This is a genomic window from Roseateles sp., from assembly GCF_036404855.1.
Taxonomy (GTDB): domain Bacteria; phylum Pseudomonadota; class Gammaproteobacteria; order Burkholderiales; family Burkholderiaceae_C; genus Pelomonas.
Genome location: NZ_DASWYS010000350.1, coordinates 21,096 through 38,264 on the forward strand (window position 1 = coordinate 21,096; position 17,169 = coordinate 38,264).

Consider the following 17,169-nt stretch of genomic DNA (forward strand, 5'->3'; position numbering starts at 1 on the left):
TCGGCAGAATGTGCCCATGCGCATCAAACTGATCGAAGAGCTGCCCATGGCGAGCAGCGCCGAGCTGTACCAGCTCAGCTGGGTCATCGAGCAACTGCTGGCCGACCCAAGACGCCTCGTCCAGGCACGCGCGCAGCTGCATACCGGCCAGCAGGTTCAGTACCTGCAGTGGGCAGACGGGAAGCTGCACTCGGGACGCGTCGTCGGCATGCACGGGGACCATGTGGCCATCCATGACGCGGCCTACAGCAAGCCCTTCAAGGTGCACTACGGGGCGATCGTCGCCGAGCCTGGCGCGACATCGGCCGGGAGTGACTCGGCTCCAGCGGCGGAGGTCAAACCTGACAAGCCGCGTCCGCCACCGGAGATCGCCGGTCGTGCCGACTTCCGCGTCGGCAACCGTGTGACCTTCACCGACACGAATCTGCAGCACCGCGTTGGCCTGATCGTTCGCGTCAATCAACACACCGCCACACTGGACTGCGACGGGCAGAAGTGGCGAGTCGCCTTCGGACTGCTCCGGCATCTCGTCGACGTCTGATCGACGCGGCGCCACGCAGGGGTGTTCGTCGGACTATTACGAAGGACCTCCCCTACCGAAAGAGCGACATCGAGCCGCTGGCGACGTCCATCGCTGAGCTAGCCCGGAGAAATATCCCGCCCGACTGGGAGTTGTGCCTAGTGGAGGAGTACGACTGGATGAGCTCGGCGTACTTCCCTGACGTCGTCGACCGCATACGGGTAGCTAGGTACGGGGTGCCATGCCTGGGTGCCGGCGCACTGAAGCATCCCGAGGCAGCCGGTGGTCCGCGAAAGCCCTCTGGGTTATGCCGGCAAGCTCACCATGCTGCTGTGCGCCCCTTCGGAAGGCTGGCGACCTTCCGTGGTGATCAGAACAGAACACAGAAGCGTCTATGTTAGCCATTGAGGCAATATTTGCCGCGCAGCAAATGAAAGCATTGCAGATAGGTTAGCAGTTTGACCTATATTTGCTGCGCAGCTAATATGCAAGCATGCAAGCAGCTGAGCAGGTGCTGGTGAAGGAGTTTATGGATGCCCTCCAGGCAGCCACGGACAGCGAGCTCCTTGACCAACACGAAGAAATACCGTTCGACGAGCGTCAGAGGCTCGACGCACTTCTACGTGTCAAGCTTCCAAACCAAGCAGACGCTGTCGACCTTGCTGTGGAAGCTGTGGACGCCACCTATCCCCGTGACGCCCGCCGCCTGGCTGAATTCTTGACGTGTTTCAATGACCAGCGTGGGCAGGATGAGCCACCAGCAGTCCCGGTCGTCGCCGCACGACATCTCACAAGCACCGCGAAAGATGTGCTGAGAGCCGCCGGCATCAACTACTTTGAATCCTCTTCGGGCACGCTCCTCTTCCGCTACCGCACCTGGCTCATCGACATTGAGCGCCCCTCCAAGCAGCCGCCTGACCGGAAGATAGGCAGTCTCTTCAACGGGGCGCGCGAACAGGTGATCCATGCCCTGCTCATGCATTGGTACCGAACGGGCGAGCAATGCTGGGTGGCGGGCACCGAGCTGGCCACTACCGCTGAAACCTCCACGTTCACCGTCTCCAAGACACTGCAGGAGCTTGAGAAGCACGACTGGGTCGAAGCGACCGGATCTGGGCCCTCGCAGCGACGTCGCCTCAAAAATGCGAGTGGGCTGCTCGATGCCTGGAGCAGCGAATGGACGCGCCGTGCTCGATCTGAGCCGCGCACCCGGCTCTACACCTATGCAGGTGGCCGAGGCGGAATCGTCGATCGCATCCTCCAGAAGATGGACGGCCGCAGCGGATGGGCAATCTCCGGTGCCGCAGCCGCCAATGCAAGAGTCCCGCACCTGACGGTCGTCGACCGCGTACTGGTCATCGTGCCTCCCGGCCTGGCGAAACCATGGGCCGAAGAGATGGGGCTCGAGCGAGCAGACAAAGGCTCGAACATCACCTTCGTCGAGCGCTCGGGGGCATCGCTGCAGTTCCTTGACGAGCACCCGGAGCGTCCCGACTCACGCTTCACCAGCCCCTTCATCCAGTATCTCGACTTGCTCGACGGCGTCGGACGAAACAAGGAACTGGCCCGCGAATACCGCGAACGAGTCCTGAAGCTGGGAGAGTCGGACCATGACTGAAAAGCACAAGTCGGCGGAGGCGTACAGCAAGGAGAAGACGCTGGCCTGCGAGACCGCACTCGTACTGCTGCTTCAGGCGTTTGGCACCCTGAAGCCCACGGTTCGCCTGATCGGTGGTCTCGTGCCGCGGTACCTGGCACCCGAAGCGCCACCCGACGTGCCGGCACACGTCGGCACCACCGACGTCGATGTCGTGCTCGATGTCGCTGTGCTCGCCGCGGGCGAGGACTACAGCTCGCTGCGCGATCAACTGAAGGCGGCGGGCTTCCAGCGGCACGTCAAGAACGGCAAGCCTAGTTCTTGGCAGTGGGCCCGCGATATCCACGATGAGCGAATCGTTGTGGAGTTCCTGGTCAACACCGACGATCCCGCCGGCAAGGGCGTGGAGTCCCTGGACGGCGAGGAGATCTCGGCCTGCCGCATTCCCTACGCGGGGATCGCCAGCGACTGGTACTTGGAGCAGGAACTCCGCGTCGAACGGCCGGACGGCGATGGCATCTCGGTCGAGACCGTTCGTCATGCCGATGCCGTTGCGTTCGTCACCCTCAAAGCGCTGGCAATGGAGCACCGCTACGAGCACAAAGACGTCGCTGACGTCATCCACGTCCTGCGCTACTACAAGGCCTCGCCAGAGTCGATTGCCGCCGAGTTTGCCGCCAAGCTCACCTCAGGCCAACATGAGGTGCCCATGCGAAGGGCGTTGACGATTCTGGAAATGAAGTTCTGCGACGACGGCACGACGGCCGGCCATGAAAAAGATGGCCCCGGGCGATATGCGTCGTTCCACGGCCTCGAGGATCCCGACGAGCGGGCTCTCGCGCAGCGGGAGGTCAGCGGCCTGGTGACCGAGTTCCTCCGGCTCGTGAACGAGAAGGCTGGCTAGCTGCAAAGCCCGTGACCAGCGCCTGGGCTCGAATCAATATCGCTTCGCCGCGAGCTAGACCGACGGTACCGGCTATGCCGCTTCCAGTTGGTGCTCGACGAGGCGACTGCCCGCAACCGCCCTCCATGCAGCTCACCATTCGTATCAACTGGGGACGGCCGAACCGGGGATGCGGACAAAAGCTTGGACTGGTTTGCGGATGTAGGCTTTCAGCGCTGCGACGAACTCCTCGATGCTGGCGTGTTCACAGTCCGGAAAGCCAACGACCTCAGGCGTCGACATGAGTCGACAGCCCCTCCGCCAGGGCATCGAAAACAACCCTGCAAGGCATGTTCTGGCGCAAGTCCTCGTGCATGGCCACCCAGGTCTCTAGCGGCCAGGCAAACTGATCCGCCAGCACGCGCTCCAGCAAAGGCTCGCGCCGCCCCAGAACCGCCTGGCAGATGCCAATGCCGGCGCCAGCACGCACCAGCGCAAGCTGGGCGAGGTCCGAATCGCAGCGCAACGCGAAACTGTCTCGGCCGATGCCGCCAAGGCGTCCGGACCCGGCGCGGATGAAGGGAGTCACCGCATCAAAGCCGATGAGCGCATGGCCCCGCAGCTCGGCCAGCGTCGCCGGCCGGCCGTGACGGTCCAGATAGTCGGGCCGGGCATGCAGGCCCAGTTCGATGCTGCCGATGCGCCGCGCAATCAGCTGCCCCTGCTGGGGCGGCGTCATGCGCACGGCGATGTCGGCCTCGCGGTGCAGCAAGTCCTGCAGCTGGTTGCTCAACACCAGCTCCAGCACCAAGCCAGGATGACGCTGGCGCAGCCCGGCAAACACCCCAGCCAGCACCTCCACGCCAATGATCTCGCTGGCCGTGACGCGCACCGTGCCGCGAACTTCGCCGCCGCTTGCCGTTGCCGCCCGCTGCAGCGCGGCAGCCGCTGATTCCATCTGCTCCGCATGGCCACGCAACGCCAGCGCGGCCTCGGTGGCCAGCAGGCCGGTCGACGAGCGAGTGAAAAGCGACTGTCCCAGCGCGTGCTCCAACGCGGCGACATGGCGGCCCACGGTGGGTTGGGTCAATCCCAACACCCGCGCGGCCCCCGACAGCGAGCCCTCCCTTAGCACGCCCAAAAAGGTATGGAGCAGTTCCCAGGGCAATGTCGAGGCCATTCATAAATGTATAGCCGCTGAGTCAACTTCAGCAATTCCCACAGAAGCCATCCTTTTTGAGAATGGCCGCCATCGACAACGGTGGGAGCTCGGTGATGCAAGGTGGAGAAGACAGGGCGAAGAAGGTCCTCGTGCTCGGGGCGAGCGGCGGCATCGGTGGCGAGACCGCGCGACAGTTGCGCGACGCGGGGTGGCAGGTTGTGGCGCTGAAGCGCGGCCTGGTAGCGGCGCACGAGCTGCGCGATGGCATCCACTGGCTGCGCGGCGACGCGCTGAATGCCGCCGACGTGGCTGCAGCCGCCCGGGAATGCGGTGTCCTCGTGCACGCCGTCAATCCGCCCGGCTACCGCGACTGGGATCGCGTCGTATTGCCCATGCTGGAGCACAGCATCGCCGCGGCACGGGCCGAGGGCGCCACACTGGTCCTGCCCGGCACGGTCTACAACTTCGGCCCTGACGCATTCCCACTGCTGCGCGAGGACTCGCCTCAACGGCCCCTCACGCGCAAGGGCGCCATCCGTGTCGAGATGGAAAGGCGGCTGCGCATGGCCTGCGAGACGGGCCTGCGCGTGCTCATCGTCAGGGCGGGCGACTTCTTTGGGCCGAAAGCAGGCAACAACTGGTTCTCACAGGGATTGGTGAAGCCCGGCAGGCCAGTGGCGACGATCAGCAATCCAGGCGCTCCTGGAGTGGGTCACCAATGGGCCTATCTGCCCGACGTGGCGCGCACCCTAGTCGAGCTGCTGGCGCGGCGCGATGGCCTGCCGGCCTTCGCGAGCTTCCACATGGCCGGCCACTGGGACGCCAGCGGCCGCGAGATGGCCGAGGCCATCCAGCGCGTCGTCGCCCGCCATGGCGGCACGCCGCCGCGCATCGTCGCTCTGCCGTGGTGGCTGCTGAACTTGGCCTCGCCCTTCGTCGCCACGCTCCGAGAGATGCGCGAGATGCGCTACCTCTGGCAGCGACCCGTGCGCATGGACAACAGCCGCCTCGTCGCCGCGCTGGGCCAAGAGCCGCATACACCGCTCGAGGAGGCCGTCGAGGCCGCGCTACGCGGCCAGGGCTGCCTGCCTCCTCGCACAGCCGGCCGTAATATGGCCTCCAGCACATTCGCCGGGACCTCCCCATGACCTACTGCGTCGCCATGCGCCTGCGCGCGGGCCTGCTGTTCGCCTCCGACACCCGCACCAACGCCGGGGTCGACCACATCGCCAGCTTCCGCAAGATGTACCAGTTCCAGATCCCGCACTTGCGCGAGATCGTCATCCTGACCGCGGGCAACCTGGCGACGACGCAGTCTGTCATCTCCGTGCTGAACCAGCGCCTGCATGGCGACGGCGAGCACCTGCTCAACGTGCCGACGCTGTATGACGCGGCCGTGCTGCTCGGGCGCACGCTCAAGGAGATCGTCGCGCGCGACAGCGACGACCAGCACGGCAGTGTGGACTTCGGCGCCAACATGCTGATCGGCGGCCAGATCAAGGGCGAGGGGCCGCGGCTCTTCCATGTCTACCCGCAGGGCAACTTCATCGAGGCGACGGAGGACACGCCCTACTTCCAGATCGGCGAGAGCAAGTACGGCAAGCCCATCATCGACCGCGTCATCCGCTTTGACACGACTGGGCTGGACGAGGCCGCCAAGTGCACACTGGTCAGCTTCGACTCCACCATCCAGTCCAACCTTTCGGTGGGCCTGCCCATCGACATGCTGATGCTTCGCGCCAATCAGTTCGAGATGGCGATGAAGCCGCCGCACCGCATCGAGCGCGACGACCCCTATTTCCTGGCGCTGCGCACCGGCTGGAGCGCGGGGCTGCGCAAGGTCTTCGACGACCTGCCCAACGAGCCCTGGTTCGACGCCTGATCAGACTGGGCCAAGCACCCGCATCGAGTAGTCGATTGCCCTGACGTCCTTGGTCAGGCGCCCGATGGAGATCCGGTCCACACCGGTGGCGGCAATCCAGCGCAGCTGGTCCAGCGCGACCCCGCCCGACACCTCCAGCAGCGCCCGGCCAGCGTTCACGGCCACCGCCTCGCGCATCTGAGGCTCGCTGAAGTTGTCCAGCAGCACGCTGAGGGCGCCGGCCTCCAGCGCCTCGCGCAGCTGCGCAATGGTCTCGACCTCGACCTGGATGTCCACGCCCGACTTCAATGCCTGCGCCGCGCGCAACGCTTCGCCCACGCCACCAGCCGCCGCGATGTGATTCTCCTTGATGAGGATGCCCGCGTACAGCGCCAGCCGCTGGTTCTGGCCGCCGCCCACGCGCACCGCGTACTTCTGCGCCAGGCGCAGGCCCGGCACCGTCTTGCGCGTGTCGAGGATGGCGCAGCCCGACCGGTTGGGACTGGCGCCGGCCACGGCCTCCACATGGGTGCGCGTGATCGTTGCCGTGCCGGACAGCAGCTGCAGGAAGTTCAGCGCCGGCCGCTCGGCGCTCAGCAGCGCACGGCCATCAGCCTCGATGCGGCAGACGATGCTGTCCGCCGCCATCGGCGCACCTTCGTCGTAGAGCCAGGTGATGCGAGCCGTCGCGTCCAGCGCAGCGAACACACCGTCGAACCAGTCGCGCCCGCACAGCACGGCCGCCTCGCGCACCTTCACCTGGGCGGCCACGCGCCGGCCCGCGGGTACGAGCAATGCCGTCCAGTCGCAATGGCCGATGTCCTCGGCCAACGCCTCGTGGATGTTGCGTGCGCGGGCTTGCGCCAGCGTTTCCTCAGAAGAGAACATCGTCACTCACTCCGCGGGGCCGACGGTCAGGTGGATCTCACCCAGTCCCTCGATGCGGCCCGCCAGTACGTCTCCCGGCACCACCGCCCCCACGCCGGCCGGCGTGCCCGTGTAGATCAGGTCGCCCGGATGCAGGTGATAGAGGTACGAGAGGTTGGAGACGATCTCGGCGGAATTCCAGATCATGTCGGCCAGGTCGCCACGCTGCTTCTCCACACCGTTGACGGCCAGCGTGATGGCGCCTTTGTCGAGGCGTCCGATGTCGGCCACGCGCACGATCTCGCCCAGGATGGCCGACTGGTCGAACCCCTTGGCCGTGTCCCACGGCTTGCCCGCCGCTTTGGCGGCGGCCTGCAGGTCGCGGCGCGTCATGTCCAGGCCTGCCGCATATCCCCAGATGGCGGCCACGGCCGCTTCGGGCGTGACCTTGAAGACCGGCGCGCCCAGGGCTAGCACCAACTCCATCTCGTAGTGATAGTTCTTGGTCTCGGTGGGGTACGGCACGGTCGAACCGGAGGGCGTCAGCGCCGTGGCCGGTTTGGTGAAATAGAACGGCGGCTCGCGCGTCGGGTCGGACCCCATCTCACGGGCATGATCGGCATAGTTGCGGCCGACGCAGAAGATGCGTCGCACCGCGTAACGGGCCTCGGTGCCACGCACTGCGGCGCTGGGAATATCGACCGGAGGGAAGACGAAGTTGCTCATGGCAAGGCTTAGCCGATTGGGACAGATCGCACAGCATACTGGGCTGGCTTTTCTACTGCTGGCGATGGTGCTGCTGACCGGCTGCGCGACGCGCTCCGGTGGCGGCGGCAGCAGCGAGCGCGACGGCCCCGAGCGCAACCCACCGTCCAACCTCGGCAGTCTGCCCGACGCCGTGCCGCGCCTGGACCCCATCCGCATCGGCGGACCCAACAAGCCCTACGAAGTGCTGGGCGAGCGCTATGAGCCGCTGAAGGGCGACGCGGTGTATGCCGAGAAAGGCCTTGCGTCCTGGTACGGCAAGAAGTTCCACGGCCGGCCCACGGCCAGCGGCGAGGTCTACAACATGTACGCGATGACGGCCGCTCACGCCACGCTGCCCATCCCCAGCTATGCCCGCGTGCGCAATCCGTCCAACGGACGCGAGATCATTGTCCGAATCAACGACCGTGGCCCCTTCCACAAGGGCCGCATCATCGACCTCAGCTACACCGCCGCGCTGAAGCTGGACGTGCTGCGCGGCGTGACGCCGGTGGAGGTGCGTCGCATCACGCACGCCGAGATCCGCGCCGGGAACTGGGTCAAGCCCACCAGCGAATCCACGCCCATGTTCGTGCCGGACACGCCGCCTGGCGCACCGCTGCGCGAGACCACCGCGCCGGCCCTGGCCGCGGGCGGCGGCGTGTATTGGCTGCAGTTCGGCGCCTTCGCCAAACTGGACAGCGCCGAGGGCCTGCGCCAGCGCGTGGCCGAGGCTGATCTCAGCCTGCTGCCGCTGCTGACCATCGTGCGCGAGGCCGGTCTGCACCGGCTGCGCGCCGGCCCCTTCCCCACCATCGACGAGGCCCGCGCGCAGTCCGACAAGCTGCGCACCGAGCACGGCATGGAGTCCAGCCTGGTCGAGAAGCGGTGAATCGACGGACGGTCGTCCCGGTGCGGACTCAGCGCCCGCCCGAAACGTCCAGCAGCGCGCCCACCGTGTAGCTGGCCGCGTCGCCCAGCAGCCAGACGATGGCCTCGGCCACCTCCTCGGCACGGCCCAGACGCTGGATGGGAATGGAGGATGCGGCGGCACCTGCATCCAGGCCACTGGCAGCGTGGATGTCGGTCTCGATGATGCCGGGACGCACGCCGTTGACGCGGATGCCCTCGCCGATCAGCTCGCGCGCCAGCCCCTTGGTCAGCGTGTCGACGGCGCCCTTGGTTGCAGCGTAGTCCACGTAGATGCCGGCCGAGCCGAACTCAGCCGCGCGCGAGCTGACGTTGACGATGGCGCCCCCAGCCCCGCCACGCGCCGTGCTCATGCGCCGCGCGGCCAGTTGGCAGCAGCGCAGCGTGCCGAGCACATTGACGTCGAAGAGGCGGCGCCAACGCTCGGTCGTCATCGCCTCCAGCCGCACGGCTGGCGCCACGATCCCCGCGTTGTTGACCAGGCCCGCCAGCCGTCCGCTCTGGGCATCCAGCCGCTCGAACATCGCCGCCACCTGTGCCTCGTCGGCCACGTCGGCGTGCAGCGTGATGGCGCGGCGGCCCAGCGCACGCACCCGGTCAGCCAGCGCCTCGGCCGCGGCGCCGTCCTGCGCGTAGTTGATGGCCACGTCCCAGCCCGCCGCAGCGCAACTCAACACCGTCGCGGCGCCGATGCCACGTGAACCTCCCGTGATCAGGATCCAATTCGGCATGGTCAGCATTGTGGCCCCGCCGGTTGAGGGGGGCCGCCGCATCCTCCAGAGTCGGGATGTCGCCCCCTAGCTTGGCAGGCGCAAGGCCGCGGTAAGGCGCCTAGATTTCCAGCGAGCGCGCCCATCGTCGCGCCGGGGAGACCTAGATGCTGCGCCATCTGCTGCTGTTCGGCTTCGTGCTGCCTCTACTGTGCGCCTGCGCGGGCACGCCAGTCGTGAACGCACAGCACAACCCGCTCTACCGGGCCGAGAACCACACCTCCACCATCACCGTGCGCGCCACCGAGACACGTGACGGCATCGCCGAGATCCGCATCAACGCCGTCGTCGGGGAGCTGACGGCCTGCAACACCGGCGGCTTCTCCTTCCCGAGCCTCATCCCCTGCCGCCGCAACGCGGTGGCCCTGGGTGCGGTGTGCAGCTTCGCCAACGTCAAGACCGAGGTGAGTTGCAGCCTGCCCATCGCCATCACGCCGCAGCGCCTGGTCACCTACTCGGCCAGTGCACGCAGCGGCGGCAACCGCACCAGCTCCGCCCCCGCGGTGACCTATGCCGGCGGAGCGCCACTGACACAGGCCACGCTGCCCCTGCCCTTCGGCGGCACCCTCACGGTGCCGTGGCAGACCGCACGACCGATCATCTGGCGCACCGATGCACCGTCCTCCGCCACGGACCGTGGCGACAAGATCGACTGGGGCCTGGTACCTGATGCCGACATGCCCAGCTACCGCGCCTTCACCGACGACCTGCAGCCGCTGGTGCTTGCGCTGTTCTACACGGACACCCACAACTTCACGCAATGGACGCGCTTCTGGAAGGGCCTGTTCAACGTCTGGGCCGGGCCGACCGGCGGCGACGGTGAGGGCTGCACGCGCACCTTCGCCGAGCCCGCCGCGACCGTGCGCGCGGCCTTCGACGGCACGCAGATCCTGCACCGCAACGCCTTCCGCGACTGCGCTTCCATTTCACTGGGCGGCGGCGCCGGCACGGCGCAGACCACCCTCGGCGACGCGGCCTGGGTCATGCTGCACGAGGCCGGTCATTTCCTGTTCGGCCTGGGCGATGAATACGTGGGTGGCGGCAACTCCTCCATCTCGACGCCCAAGAACGTGTTCGGCTCCAAATCAGCCTGCGAGTCCGCGTCCACGGCCAGCAGCCTGCCCGCATCGCAATGTGTACAGATCGGCAGCACGGGCACCTGGCGCAACGACGACGGCCAGGACACGACGATGGAGGACCGCGTGCTGGGCAGCGACTGGCGCACGCTGGCGGGGCGCGCGCTGGGCACGCGCATCAATCGGTGCACCAGCGGCGCCTGCTATTGAATGGAGGCGGCCATGAAGCTGATGCTCATCTCACAGGTCGCGGCACTGCTGATGCTGGCTGGCGCCGCGAGCGCGCAGACAAACGAGCCCACCAAGTCCGCGCCGCAGGCCTCGGACGGCGGCAAGGCCGTGCTCGTCGAGCCTCGGCCAGTGGCCGAGTCCGATGACGCCGTGAATGCGCACGTGCTGGCCGGCACCGCCAACGGCTTGGCGCTGAGTTTGACGATAGACGGCAGCACCGTCGCGCTGAATTCCGTCGCCGCGGCCCGCGTGCCCCTGCGTCAGGCCCGCCCCTCGCGCGACGACGCGGCCGACACGGTGACCATCACGGGCCTGTCCGCAGGGCGCATCGTCGCCAGCACCGTGGTGCCCGACACCGTGCTCAATGCCAGCGAGGGCGACGGCCTCGTGCGGCTGACGCGGCGCCAGGTCTCGGCCGTTCTCGTCGCCAACACGCCCATCGACACCCTGCAGGTGTCAGCGCCGGCCACGGCTGCCAGCGCGACCCTGGATGTGCGCTCGGCCTACGCGCGCCTGTGCGAGGCCGCGCCCGGGCACGACTGGTGCCCCAAGCCGTCGCCGCGCTGAGGGGGGGCAGGACCTCACCAGACCTTGCAGTGGCGACCGGCCGGCTTGACGAGCTTGGCCCCCGGCTTGCACGAGAACGCCTGCTCGAACTCCGGCATGTTGACGACGACGCCGTTGATGCGCCAGCGCGGCGGCGAATGCGGATCCACCTTGGCCTGCACGCGCAAGGCCTCGGGACGGGCGTCGGCGCAGTCCCACTGCGCGAAGCCGACAAAGAAGCGCTGCTCAGGCGTCATGCCATCGCGGTTTTCCAGCGTCTTGCCTGTCATGTGCACTTTCCAGGCCTCCCAGGCCAGGATGAGGCCGCCGAGGTCAGCGAGGTCCTCGCCCAGCGTCAGCCTGGAATTGATCTTGATGTCATCGACCACGGTGTAGGTCGCGTACTGGTCGGCCACGCAGGCGGCGCGCTGCTCGAAGGCCTGGCCGTCCTTCTTGGTCCACCAGTTCTTCAAGTTGCCCTGGGCGTCGAACTGACGGCCTTCGTCGTCGAATCCGTGCGTGAGTTCGTGCCCGATGGTGGCGCCGGTATTGCCGTAATTGGGCGCCTCGTCCAGCCGCGGGTCGTACAGCGGCGCCTGCAGCACGCCAGCGGGAAAGTTGATGTCGTTCATCTGCGCGTCGTAGTAGGCGTTCACCGTCTGCGGCGTCATGCCCCACTCGCCTCGGTCCAGCGGCTGGCCGATCTTGGCCAAGCGGCGCTTGGCCTCGAAGACATTCCCCCGCATCACGTTGCCGAGGAAGTCGCCACGCTGCACGGCCAATGCCGCATAGTCGCGCCAGCGCTCGGGATAGCCCACTTTGTTGACGATGGCCTTGAGCTTGGCGTGGGCGCGGGCCTTGGTCTCGGCGCTCATCCAGGCCAGGCTGTCGATGCTGCGCGCCATCGCGGCCTCGATTTCATCCGTCATCTGCACCGTGGCGGCCTTCAGATCAGGCGTGAAGTTCCGAGCGACGAATTCCTGGCCCAACGCCTCGCCCAGCTGCAGGTCAACGAGCTGCACGCAGCGCTTCCAGCGCGCCTTCAACTGCGGCGTGCCGTGCAGCGTCTGACCATAGAAGTCGAAGTTGGCCTGCACCAGGCGCGAGTCCAGCGCCGGCGCCAGGCTGCTGACCAGATGCCAGCGCAGATAGGTCTTCACGTCGGCCAGGCCCATGACACGAAGCCGCGCGCCGAGCGCCTTGAAGAAGGCCGGCTCGGTGACGTTGTAGCGCGCATGCCAAGGTGTGGTGCCCAGTGCCGCCTGGTAGGTGGCCCAATCGAAGTCGGGCATCAAGGCTTTCAGACCGCGCGCATCGACGACGTGGAAGGTCTTGTAAGGGTCGCGCTTGTCGACCTTGCTGAGCGATGCCCTGGCCAACACCGTCTCTGTCGCCAGCACGCTGCGTGCGGCCGTCCGGGCGATGGCGGGCGCATCGCCGAGCAGCTCGAAGACCTGGGCCACGTGGGCCTCGTAGGCGGCGCGGATCTTCAGCGTCTTGCCGTCGCCCTTGAGGTAGTAGTCTCGGTCGGGCAGGCCCAGGCCCCCGGCCGAGGCGAAGGCGATCTGGCGCGTCGCGTCGGCGAAGTCCTGGCCCGAGCTGAAGCCGAAGAAGAGGCGGTCGTTGCCCGCAGCAAGCTGCAGCTCGGCCAGCAAGGCGGGCAGCGCGCGCTTGTCCTTCAGCGAGTCGATGCGCTCCAGCAGCGGCTGCAGGCCTTTCAGGCCGGCGGCCTCCACGGCGCCCTCGTCCATGCAGGCGGCGAAGTAGTCACCCAACTTGGCCTGGGCCTCGCTGCGGTCCGCGCCGGGCTCGCCGAGCTTGTTCAGCACGCCCCACAGATAGCGCTGATTCTCGTTGGCCATCTTGGCGTAGACCGACCAACGCGATTGGTCCGCCGGGATGGGGTTGGCCGTGCTCCAGGCGCCGCAGGCGAAGCGGTAGAGGTCGTCGCAGGGGTCAACGCTGCGGTCCATGGCCGTCACGTCCAGGCTGGGCGTGTAGGGCAGGGCCTCCAGCGGCGTCTCACTGGCAGCCTGAGCCAGGGTCGCCACCAGCAACGTGGGGAGCAACAGTCGTTTCATGGCCGTCGGGAAGATTTGAAGATGGCAGGATTGTGGTGCGGCCCACGCAGCACGCCATTCGTCAGGGCAGGCGAAGGGCCTCGGCGGCGCCCGCCATGGCCCAGCTTGCGGAAGCCCACCAACAGCTCTTTCGCCGTCCCGGCATGCCGTGCCAGCCATGCACGGAATTCCTTAGGTGAGGCGAAGTCGTGCGGATCGGCCATGATGCGCGCATTCAGATTGCTTGCGCGCCCCATGAACACCCTGCTGCTGCTCGTCGCCATCGTCGATGAACACAAGGCCCTGCTGCTCAACCGTTTCCGCGTCATCGACGCCCCCACCGCCGCGACGCGCGCCGCCGCCATCGCGGCCCATGGTCCGGACATCGAGCTGGTGCTGACCAATGGCGCCACTGGCTTCACGGCTGCCGAGATCGCCGCCTGCCCGAATCTGAAGTTGCTGGCTGCCCAGGGTGCCGGCTACGAGAACCTCGACGTGGCCGCGGCCAAGGCGCGTGGCATCCTCACCTGCAACGGCGCGGGCACCAACGACGACTGCGTGGCCGACCACACACTAGCCCTGCTCCTGGCAAGCGTGCGGGCCCTGCGGCAACAGGATGCGGCACTGCGGGCCGGTGCCTGGCGCGACGCGCTGCCGCTGTTCCCACAACTCACTGGCCGGCGCCTGGGTGTGATTGGCCTGGGTGGCATAGGCCGCAAGATCGCCGCGCGCGCGGCCGCCTTCGGCATGGTGATCGGTTATCACAACCGTCGCCCCAGCGAGGCCGCGGCAGGCGCCATCTATTTCGACAGCGTGAGGGCGCTCGCCACCTGGGCCGACGACCTCGTCGTCGCCACGCCCGGCGGCGCGGCCACGAGACACATCGTCGACGCCGGAGTGCTGGCCTGCCTGGGATCCGGTGGCCATGTGGTGAACATCGCACGCGGCAGTTGCGTGGACACCGCCGCGCTGGCGGCCGCGCTACGCGCCGGCCACATTGCCGGTGCGGCGCTGGACGTGTACGAGAGCGAGCCCCTGGCGCCCCAGGAGCTGCTGGGTATGGACAACGTCCTCCTCACGCCGCACGTAGCGGGTTGGTCACCGCAGGCCATCCGCGCGACGCTGGACAACTTCATCGCCAATGTCGAGGCCTGGCAGCAGGGTGCGCCGCTACCCACGCCGGTCTGAGACCCGCCAGCATTCGGGGGACGGCTCCCCGGATCGGGGGCCAACCCGGTACCGGGCCGGCCGCGCGTCTGACGACAATGGGCGAATGCGGTTCACCTGCCTCGCCCAGCCGAGCCGGCCCTGCCAGGGCGGGCGGCCAAGGCATCGCTGCCGCACAGCGATGGCGGGGCCGGCTTGAGCCGCTGGTCCACCGGCTCCCGCCTAGCGCCGACGCCCGCTTCCAGCCCGCCCCTGTCCTGGCCGCGCGGCCGGCGTAGCGGCCCGGCCCGCGCGCTGATCGTCTCACTGCTGGTCCACGCGCTGCTGCTGAGCCTGACCTTCGGTGGCGAAGGGCTGGGCCTGCCCGGCCTGACGCTGCCCTGGCAGGCCCGGCGCGCCGAAGTACCGGATCTGCGCGTCGTGCTCTTGACGCCGCCGGCAGAGCCCGCGGCCGCCCCCGCGCCGCCGGCCCAAGACCCGACGGCATCCGAGCAGGCGCTGCCATCGACGCATGCCGATGTCGCGGTGGCCGCTGACGACGCACCACCCGCAGCCCCCGCCACCCCCGCAGCCCCCGCCGTCATCGCTGTCGAGCACCCCCGCGAAACGACCTGGAGTGTTCCCCCCGCCTTGCCAGCCTCCGCCCCCGTCATCGCCGCCCTCGCCGCCGCGTCCGACCCGCTGACCGCGGTGACGCGGCTTCGCGAGCCCGGCGACACGACCCGGGCTGCCATGGAGCGGGAGACCCGCGATCGCACCGCCGAACTGGCCCAGCTCGACCGCGCCAGGCGCGAGGCGCAGCAGCAAGCCCAGCAGCAGACCGAACGAATGGCCGCCGCCCAGGCGGAGACGGACCGCCAGGAAGCTGCCCGCTTGGAGGCCGCCCGCTTGGAGGCCGCCAGGCTGGAAATCGCACGCAAGGAGGCGGTGCGCCTGGAAGCGGCGCGAGCTGAAGCCACGAGACTGGAAGCCGAACGTCAGGAGGCCCAGCGCCAGGCCGCGGCAAGGCAGGAGGCGGCCCGCGTCGAAGCGGCACGCCTGGAGGCCGAGCGGCAGGAGACCATACGCCGCGCCGCCACCCAGGAGGCTGCGCGCCAGGAAGCCGCCCAGGCCGAAGCCGCACGCGTCGAAGCGATCCGACAGGAGGCCGCTCGCCAGGAGATGGCACGAGCTGAAGCTGCCCGGCAAGTCGCAGCTCGCCAGGAGGCCTCGAAGCAGGAAGCGGCTCGGCAGGAGGCGGCCCGGCAAGAAGCGGCTCGGCAAGAGGCGGCTCGGCAGGAGGCGGCTCGGCAGGAGGCGGGACGCCAGGAAGCAGCGCGCCAGGAGCTGGCCCGCACCGAAGCCGCCAGATTGGCCGCCGCCAAGGCGGCGGAAGAGTTGCGCGAGGCGAGGCTGCGCGCCATCGGGCAGCAGCTCAACGAGGAGGCCGCCAAGCGCGATGCGGCCCGCCAGGCCCAGTCCAACCTGCCGTCCTCCTGGAGCAGCGCCCGCCGCGGCCGCCTCTTCGGCCGCACCGATGCGAATGCCGAGATGGTGCTCTACGCCGAGGCGTGGGCGCGCAAGATCCAGCTCAATCCCACCTACGATCAGGTGCGCGAAGTCGTCAAACAGCCCCACACCGACCCGCTGGTGACGGTCGCCCTGCGCAGCGACGGCACCGTGGAGTCGGTCAGCTTCGTCCGCTCCAGCGGCGTGCCGGCCATTGACGACGCGGTCCGCCGCGTCATCGAGAGTCAGGCCAACTACCCACCCTTCCCACCCGCCTTGGCGCGCGAGTACGACGTCATTGAGATCCGCCGCACCTGGCACTTCGACACGGCAATACGGCTGTACTGAGAACGCCGGCTAAGGCGCCGTGCGGCAGCTTCCGTAGGCGTCCTTGTAGGGTTTGCCGAAGCAGTTTGACAGCCCGGTGAGGACGTCCAGGTTCGTCTGGTTCTCGGGGTACTTTGCAGCCGCGAGGCGGTGCGCTTCGTACTGAACATCGAAGGCGGCCCGGTCCTCACGGAGGTAGGCCACGGTCGCCAGCACATAGGTGTTCCAGCTGAAGGTGGGATGCTGCCTGGCCTCATCGGGATTCAACGACTTGAGCGCCTCCTCAGCGGCGCGGGCGTTCTCACCCGACATCGCGAGGGTCTGGGCAAGGTGCCAGCGCACCCCACGCAACTCCATCTCCTGCTTCCGGACATAGCGTCCCAGCAGCACGGATGCCTCCGCGAAGCAGTTGCCCAGTTTGCGCCAGCCGGCGTCCGACTGGTCGAACTCCCGGTAGGGCAGCTTGATCGCATCGGGTGCAACTTCGTTGTACTTCGCCTCGCAAGCCGAGGTCTCGGTGGCTCGCGCCGGCGCGACAAGGCACACCCCACCCGCGACAGCGAGCAGGAATGCGGTGGATGAAGACACTGCCATGCCAAATCCCTGACGTGAATGTGCTGGGGGCCGGCGCTAGGAGCGCAGCAAGGTCAGCCGGCCGCTGGTCGCCCAAGCCTCGAGCGGGCGACGAATGTCCTGACGCAATTCGTCCTCGCCGAAGGCGCGGGCGTCGAGCAGGCCGACCCAGGCGTTGCGGCCGGTGTCCTTGGCCTCGTACAGCGCCGCATCGGCCAGGTCGATGGCGGCATGCCAGTCGAGGGCGCGCGGCAGGGCCGCACACAGCGGGAAAGCCGAGAAACCGACCGAACAGGTCAGCGCCACGCGCACACCGCCGGCCAACTCGAAGGGCTGGGCCGCCACGGCCTGGCGCGCGCGCTCGGCC

General features: G+C 68.0%; 16 protein-coding genes and 1 pseudogene. 10 read left to right on the top strand and 7 right to left on the bottom strand.

Annotated elements, in window-relative coordinates:
* Positions 1 to 16: 16 nt before the first annotated feature.
* From VGF12_RS23325 to VGF12_RS23335, 3 genes are all read left to right on the top strand, one after another.
* Positions 17 to 541: a hypothetical protein gene (locus VGF12_RS23325; RefSeq protein WP_331178436.1), complete on the top strand. Its 525-nt coding sequence runs from the start codon at positions 17 to 19 to the stop codon at positions 539 to 541.
* 472 nt (positions 542 to 1,013) lie between these two features.
* Complete coding sequence (locus VGF12_RS23330) at positions 1,014 to 2,138, top strand: type IV toxin-antitoxin system AbiEi family antitoxin (RefSeq protein WP_331178437.1); 1,125 nt, start codon at positions 1,014 to 1,016, stop codon at positions 2,136 to 2,138.
* Entirely contained in the window at positions 2,131 to 3,021 is an 891-nt protein-coding gene (locus VGF12_RS23335) for a hypothetical protein (protein ID WP_331178438.1), read from the top strand. The genes VGF12_RS23330 and VGF12_RS23335 overlap by 8 nt, the downstream gene beginning before the upstream one ends.
* A 268-nt stretch (positions 3,022 to 3,289) precedes the next feature.
* On the opposite strand, the gene VGF12_RS23340 is transcribed toward VGF12_RS23335, so the two are convergent.
* The gene (locus tag VGF12_RS23340; RefSeq protein ID WP_331178439.1) at positions 3,290 to 4,180 is read right to left on the bottom strand and encodes a LysR family transcriptional regulator; all 891 of its coding nucleotides are present in this window, start codon (positions 4,178 to 4,180) and stop codon (positions 3,290 to 3,292) included.
* 95 nt (positions 4,181 to 4,275) lie between these two features.
* On the opposite strand from VGF12_RS23340, the gene VGF12_RS23345 reads away from it, so the two are divergent.
* The gene (locus tag VGF12_RS23345) at positions 4,276 to 5,310 is read left to right on the top strand and encodes a sugar nucleotide-binding protein (protein ID WP_331178440.1); all 1,035 of its coding nucleotides are present in this window, start codon (positions 4,276 to 4,278) and stop codon (positions 5,308 to 5,310) included.
* The gene (locus VGF12_RS23350; protein WP_331178441.1) at positions 5,307 to 6,044 is read left to right on the top strand and encodes a proteasome-type protease; all 738 of its coding nucleotides are present in this window, start codon (positions 5,307 to 5,309) and stop codon (positions 6,042 to 6,044) included. The genes VGF12_RS23345 and VGF12_RS23350 overlap by 4 nt, the downstream gene beginning before the upstream one ends.
* Here the strand turns inward: VGF12_RS23350 and nadC are convergent, their stop codons facing one another.
* Both nadC and VGF12_RS23360 read right to left on the bottom strand, forming a co-directional pair.
* Positions 6,045 to 6,911 carry a carboxylating nicotinate-nucleotide diphosphorylase gene (nadC, locus tag VGF12_RS23355; RefSeq protein WP_331178442.1) on the bottom strand — a complete coding sequence of 289 codons (867 nt, stop codon included), beginning with the start codon at positions 6,909 to 6,911 and terminating at the stop codon, positions 6,045 to 6,047.
* 6 nt (positions 6,912 to 6,917) lie between these two features.
* Positions 6,918 to 7,616: a fumarylacetoacetate hydrolase family protein gene (locus VGF12_RS23360; RefSeq protein ID WP_331178443.1), complete on the bottom strand. Its 699-nt coding sequence runs from the start codon at positions 7,614 to 7,616 to the stop codon at positions 6,918 to 6,920.
* A gap of 64 nt (positions 7,617 to 7,680) precedes the next feature.
* Here VGF12_RS23360 and VGF12_RS23365 point away from each other — a divergent pair, with 64 nt between their 5' ends.
* On the top strand, positions 7,681 to 8,526 hold the full coding sequence (locus VGF12_RS23365; RefSeq protein ID WP_331178444.1) for a septal ring lytic transglycosylase RlpA family protein: 846 nt from the start codon (positions 7,681 to 7,683) through the stop codon (positions 8,524 to 8,526).
* Between the two features lie 28 nt (positions 8,527 to 8,554).
* Here the strand turns inward: VGF12_RS23365 and VGF12_RS23370 are convergent, their stop codons facing one another.
* On the bottom strand, positions 8,555 to 9,301 hold the full coding sequence (locus tag VGF12_RS23370) for an SDR family oxidoreductase (protein WP_414710190.1): 747 nt from the start codon (positions 9,299 to 9,301) through the stop codon (positions 8,555 to 8,557).
* Between the two features lie 140 nt (positions 9,302 to 9,441).
* Here VGF12_RS23370 and VGF12_RS23375 point away from each other — a divergent pair, with 140 nt between their 5' ends.
* Positions 9,442 to 10,620, top strand: a complete 1,179-nt coding sequence (locus VGF12_RS23375; RefSeq protein ID WP_331178446.1) for a hypothetical protein — start codon at positions 9,442 to 9,444, stop codon at positions 10,618 to 10,620.
* A gap of 12 nt (positions 10,621 to 10,632) precedes the next feature.
* Positions 10,633 to 11,208: a hypothetical protein gene (locus VGF12_RS23380; protein WP_331178447.1), complete on the top strand. Its 576-nt coding sequence runs from the start codon at positions 10,633 to 10,635 to the stop codon at positions 11,206 to 11,208.
* Between the two features lie 14 nt (positions 11,209 to 11,222).
* Here the strand turns inward: VGF12_RS23380 and VGF12_RS23385 are convergent, their stop codons facing one another.
* The gene (locus VGF12_RS23385; protein WP_331178448.1) at positions 11,223 to 13,268 is read right to left on the bottom strand and encodes a M13 family metallopeptidase; all 2,046 of its coding nucleotides are present in this window, start codon (positions 13,266 to 13,268) and stop codon (positions 11,223 to 11,225) included.
* A 234-nt stretch (positions 13,269 to 13,502) separates the two neighbouring features.
* On the opposite strand from VGF12_RS23385, the gene VGF12_RS23390 reads away from it, so the two are divergent.
* Complete coding sequence (locus VGF12_RS23390) at positions 13,503 to 14,435, top strand: NAD(P)-dependent oxidoreductase (protein WP_331178449.1); 933 nt, start codon at positions 13,503 to 13,505, stop codon at positions 14,433 to 14,435.
* Positions 14,436 to 14,609: 174 nt separating this feature from the next.
* Complete coding sequence (locus VGF12_RS23395; RefSeq protein WP_331178450.1) at positions 14,610 to 16,250, top strand: TonB family protein; 1,641 nt, start codon at positions 14,610 to 14,612, stop codon at positions 16,248 to 16,250.
* A 9-nt stretch (positions 16,251 to 16,259) separates the two neighbouring features.
* Here VGF12_RS23395 and VGF12_RS23400 read toward each other — a convergent pair whose 3' ends face one another.
* Positions 16,260 to 16,823: a hypothetical protein gene (locus tag VGF12_RS23400; protein ID WP_331178451.1), complete on the bottom strand. Its 564-nt coding sequence runs from the start codon at positions 16,821 to 16,823 to the stop codon at positions 16,260 to 16,262.
* Positions 16,824 to 16,859: 36 nt separating this feature from the next.
* Positions 16,860 to 17,169: pseudogene (locus VGF12_RS23405) on the bottom strand (GGDEF domain-containing protein); the annotation flags it as partial.

Bases quoted from the DNA above. Each gene is read 5' to 3' on its own strand.
- VGF12_RS23345 (WP_331178440.1), top strand. From the start codon at position 4,276: ATGCAAGGTGGAGAAGACAGGGCGAAGAAGGTCCTCGTGCTCGGGGCG.
- VGF12_RS23335 (WP_331178438.1), top strand. From the start codon at position 2,131: ATGACTGAAAAGCACAAGTCGGCGGAGGCGTACAGCAAGGAGAAGACG.
- VGF12_RS23380 (WP_331178447.1), top strand. From the start codon at position 10,633: ATGAAGCTGATGCTCATCTCACAGGTCGCGGCACTGCTGATGCTGGCT.
- VGF12_RS23340 (WP_331178439.1), bottom strand. From the start codon at position 4,180: ATGGCCTCGACATTGCCCTGGGAACTGCTCCATACCTTTTTGGGCGTG.
- VGF12_RS23350 (WP_331178441.1), top strand. From the start codon at position 5,307: ATGACCTACTGCGTCGCCATGCGCCTGCGCGCGGGCCTGCTGTTCGCC.
- VGF12_RS23385 (WP_331178448.1), bottom strand. From the start codon at position 13,268: ATGAAACGACTGTTGCTCCCCACGTTGCTGGTGGCGACCCTGGCTCAG.
- VGF12_RS23330 (WP_331178437.1), top strand. From the start codon at position 1,014: ATGCAAGCAGCTGAGCAGGTGCTGGTGAAGGAGTTTATGGATGCCCTC.
- VGF12_RS23375 (WP_331178446.1), top strand. From the start codon at position 9,442: ATGCTGCGCCATCTGCTGCTGTTCGGCTTCGTGCTGCCTCTACTGTGC.
- nadC (WP_331178442.1), bottom strand. From the start codon at position 6,911: ATGTTCTCTTCTGAGGAAACGCTGGCGCAAGCCCGCGCACGCAACATC.
- VGF12_RS23390 (WP_331178449.1), top strand. From the start codon at position 13,503: ATGAACACCCTGCTGCTGCTCGTCGCCATCGTCGATGAACACAAGGCC.
- VGF12_RS23325 (WP_331178436.1), top strand. From the start codon at position 17: ATGCGCATCAAACTGATCGAAGAGCTGCCCATGGCGAGCAGCGCCGAG.
- VGF12_RS23400 (WP_331178451.1), bottom strand. From the start codon at position 16,823: ATGGCAGTGTCTTCATCCACCGCATTCCTGCTCGCTGTCGCGGGTGGG.
- VGF12_RS23365 (WP_331178444.1), top strand. From the start codon at position 7,681: ATGGTGCTGCTGACCGGCTGCGCGACGCGCTCCGGTGGCGGCGGCAGC.
- VGF12_RS23360 (WP_331178443.1), bottom strand. From the start codon at position 7,616: ATGAGCAACTTCGTCTTCCCTCCGGTCGATATTCCCAGCGCCGCAGTG.